The 3,293-nt window shown below is 68.7% G+C and carries 1 protein-coding gene; it reads left to right on the forward strand.

The features are described 5' to 3' along the window. Positions 1–1,017 precede the first annotated feature (1,017 nt). The coding region (locus H297_RS39385; protein ID WP_486589753.1) for a beta-ketoacyl reductase at positions 1,018–3,293 on the forward strand (2,276 nt) is incomplete at its 3' end.

The following is a 3,293-nucleotide window of genomic DNA, read 5'->3' on the forward strand; positions in this document are numbered from 1 at the left end:
GCGTTGGCGGATGCGTGTTTGCATGCGTGGGCGGTGGCGGGTGTGGGGGGTCGTGGGGTGTTGCCGTTTGCGTGGTCGGGTGTGCGGTTTGGTGGTGGTGGGGGTGTGCGGGTGGTGCGGGTGTGGTTGAGGCCGGTGGGTGAGGGTGTGGTGTCGGTGTGTGTGGTGGATGGGGTGAGTGGTGAGGTGGTGTGGTCGGTGGAGTCGTTGTCGTTGCGTCCGGTGGAGGGTTTGGTGTCGGGGCAGGTGGGTGGGGTTTCTGCTGGTTCCGGTTCTGGTTCTGGTTCTGGTGGTGGGTTGTATCGGGTGGGGTGGTGTGAGGTTGTGGTGCCGGAGGTGGTGGGTGGTGCCGGGGTTGAGGGTGAGGGTTCTGCTGTGGGTGTGAGTGTGGGTGGTTGTGGGTTGGTGGATGGTGGTGTGGTGGGTGGTTTTCGGGTGTTGGATGTGCGTGGTGTGGTGGGGGGTTTGGGTGTGGGTGTGGTGCGGGGTGTGGTGGTGGAGGTGGTGGGTGTGTTGCAGGAGTGGTTGGGGGCTGGTGGGTCGGTGGTGGTGTGGACGCGGGGTGGTGTGGTGGGTTGGGGTGGTGGGGGGGATGTGTGTGGTGCGGGTGTGGCGGTGTGGGGGTTGGTGCGGTCGGTGCAGCGGGAGTTTCCGGGGCGTGTGGTGTTGGTGGAGGGTGGTGGGTGGGGTGATGTGGCGCGGGTGGTGGCGTCGGGTGAGTCGGAGGTGGTGGTTGAGGAGGGGCGTGTGTGGGTGCCGCGTCTGGCGGAGCTGGAGGCGGGTGCGGGGTCTGTGCCGTTGGAGTCGGGTCCGGGTTCGAAGCCGGGGTCTGCACCGGTGGGGTCGGAGGCGGGTCCGGGGTCTGCGTCGGCGGGTTCGGGGTCTGTGCCGTTGGGGTTGGAGTCGGGGTCTGTGTCGTTGGGGTCGGGTTCGGGTTCGGGGTTGGTGGGGTCGGGTTCCGTTGTGGGTTCGGGGTTGGTGTCGGGTGGGGGTGGTGTGCGGGAGGGTGTGGTGGTGGTGACGGGTGGTTTGGGTGTGTTGGGTGGTGTGGTGGCGCGTCATGCGGTGGTGGGGTGGGGTTTTCGGGATGTGGTGTTGGTGGGGCGTGGGCGTGGTGGTGGGGGTTCTGGGTTGGTGGGGGAGTTGGAGGGGTTGGGTGCGCGGGTGCGGGTGGTGTTGTGTGATGTGGGGGATTGGGAGGGGTTGTTGGCGGGGTTGGAGGGTGTGGTGGGGGTGCGTGTGGTGGTGCATGCGGCGGGTGTGGTGGATGACGGGTTGTTGGGGTCGTTGTCGGTGGAGCGGGTGGTGGGTGTGTTGGGGGCGAAGGTGGATGGGGCGTGGAATGTGCATGAGGTGTGTGGGGTGTTGGGGTGGGATGTGGAGGCGTTTGTGGTGTTTTCGTCGTTGGCGGGTGTGGTGGGGTCGGTGGGTCAGGTGGGGTATGGGGCGGGGAATGCGTATGGGGATGCGTTGGCGTGGTTCCGGTGGGGGTCGGGGTTGCCGGGGGTGTCGGTGGCGTGGGGTTTGTGGGGGGTGCGGTCGGGTGTGTCGGCGGGGTTGTCGGAGGGTGATCGTGCGCGGATGGCGGGGCAGGGTGTGTTGCCGTTGGAGACGGGGGAGGGGCTGCGGTTGCTGGATGCGGCCCTCACCACGAACCACCCCAACGTCGTGGCGATGCGCTTGGACCAGGACGCGCTCCGTACCGAGGCGGAGAGCGGCACCCTCGCCCCCGTGATGGCGGAACTCGTACCGGCTCGGCCGCACAGGGAACCGACCACCGGCCGTGACGGTGACCGTGGCCGCCCCGAGCCGAGCGGGGGCCGTTCCGGCCTGCGACAGAGGCTGGGCGCGCTCCCCGGTACCGAGCGCGTCTCCGCACTGTTGTCGCTGGTCAGAGCGGAGGTCGCAGCGGTACTCGGGCACGAGTCGGCGGCGGGTGTGCCGGCGGAACGGGCCTTCACGGAGCTGGGCTTCGACTCGATGTCCTCCGTCGATCTGCGGAATCGCCTCAGTAAGCAGACCGGTCTGGCTCTGCCTGCCACCCTGGTCTTCGACTACCCCACCCCGGCAGCGCTGACCGAGTACCTGTTGCCGCAACTCGTGGACGAGCTGGCGGAGCAGGACGAGTCGACCGAGGAGTCACCCGGTGCGGTGGCGGAGGTCTCTCGTCGTGAGGCCCCCGCGACGGCGGAGGAACCGATTGCGATCGTCGGCATGGCCTGCCGTTATCCGGGAGGTGTGTCCTCGCCCGAAGAGCTGTGGGACATGGTCGTGTCCGGCGGCGAAGGAATCTCCGCGTTCCCCGAGAACCGTGACTGGGACCTCGACGCGCTCTACAGCCCCGACGCCGACCAGCTGGGGACCTTCTACACGAAGGAAGGCGGGTTCCTGCACGACGCCGGCGAGTTCGACGCGGACTTCTTCGGTATCTCGCCGCGCGAGGCACTGGCCATGGATCCGCAGCAGCGGCTGCTTCTGGAGACCACCTGGGAGGTCATGGAGCGGGCCGGGATCCCGCCGACCTCTCTGCGGGGCAGCGACACCGGCGTCTTCGCGGGCATGATGTATCACGACTACGCCTCGCGACTGTCCACGGTGCCGGAGGAGTTGGAGGGGTACCTGGGCAACGGCAGCGCGGGCAGTATCGCGTCGGGCCGGGTGGCGTACACGTTCGGTCTGGAAGGCCCTGCGGTGACGGTGGACACGGCGTGTTCGTCGTCGTTGGTGGCGCTGCACATGGCCGCGCAGTCGTTGCGTCAGGGCGAGTGCTCGCTGGCGCTGGCCGGCGGGGTGACGGTGATGTCGACGCCGGGTGCGTTCGTGGAGTTCAGCCGTCAACGGGGCCTGGCGGCGGACGGCCGGTGCAAGTCGTACTCCGACCACGCGGACGGTACCGGGTGGTCCGAGGGCGTGGGCATGCTGCTGGTGGAGCGCCTGTCGGACGCGCGGCGCAACGGCCATCAGGTGCTCGCGGTGGTGCGGGGCTCGGCGGTCAACCAGGACGGTGCGTCGAACGGTCTGACCGCGCCGAACGGCCCGTCCCAGCAGCGCGTGATCCGCCGTGCTCTGGCGAACGCGCGGCTCTCGGCCTCGGAGGTGGACGTGGTCGAGGGCCACGGTACGGGGACGCCACTCGGTGATCCGATCGAGGCGCAGGCGCTGTTGGCGACCTACGGTGCGGAGCGTGCGGCGGAGCGGCCTTTGTTGCTGGGTTCGGTGAAGTCGAATCTGGGGCATACGCAGGCGGCTGCGGGTGTGGCGGGTGTCATCAAGATGGTGATGGCGATGCGGCA

It is taken from the genome of Streptomyces sp. CNT360, from assembly GCF_000424785.1.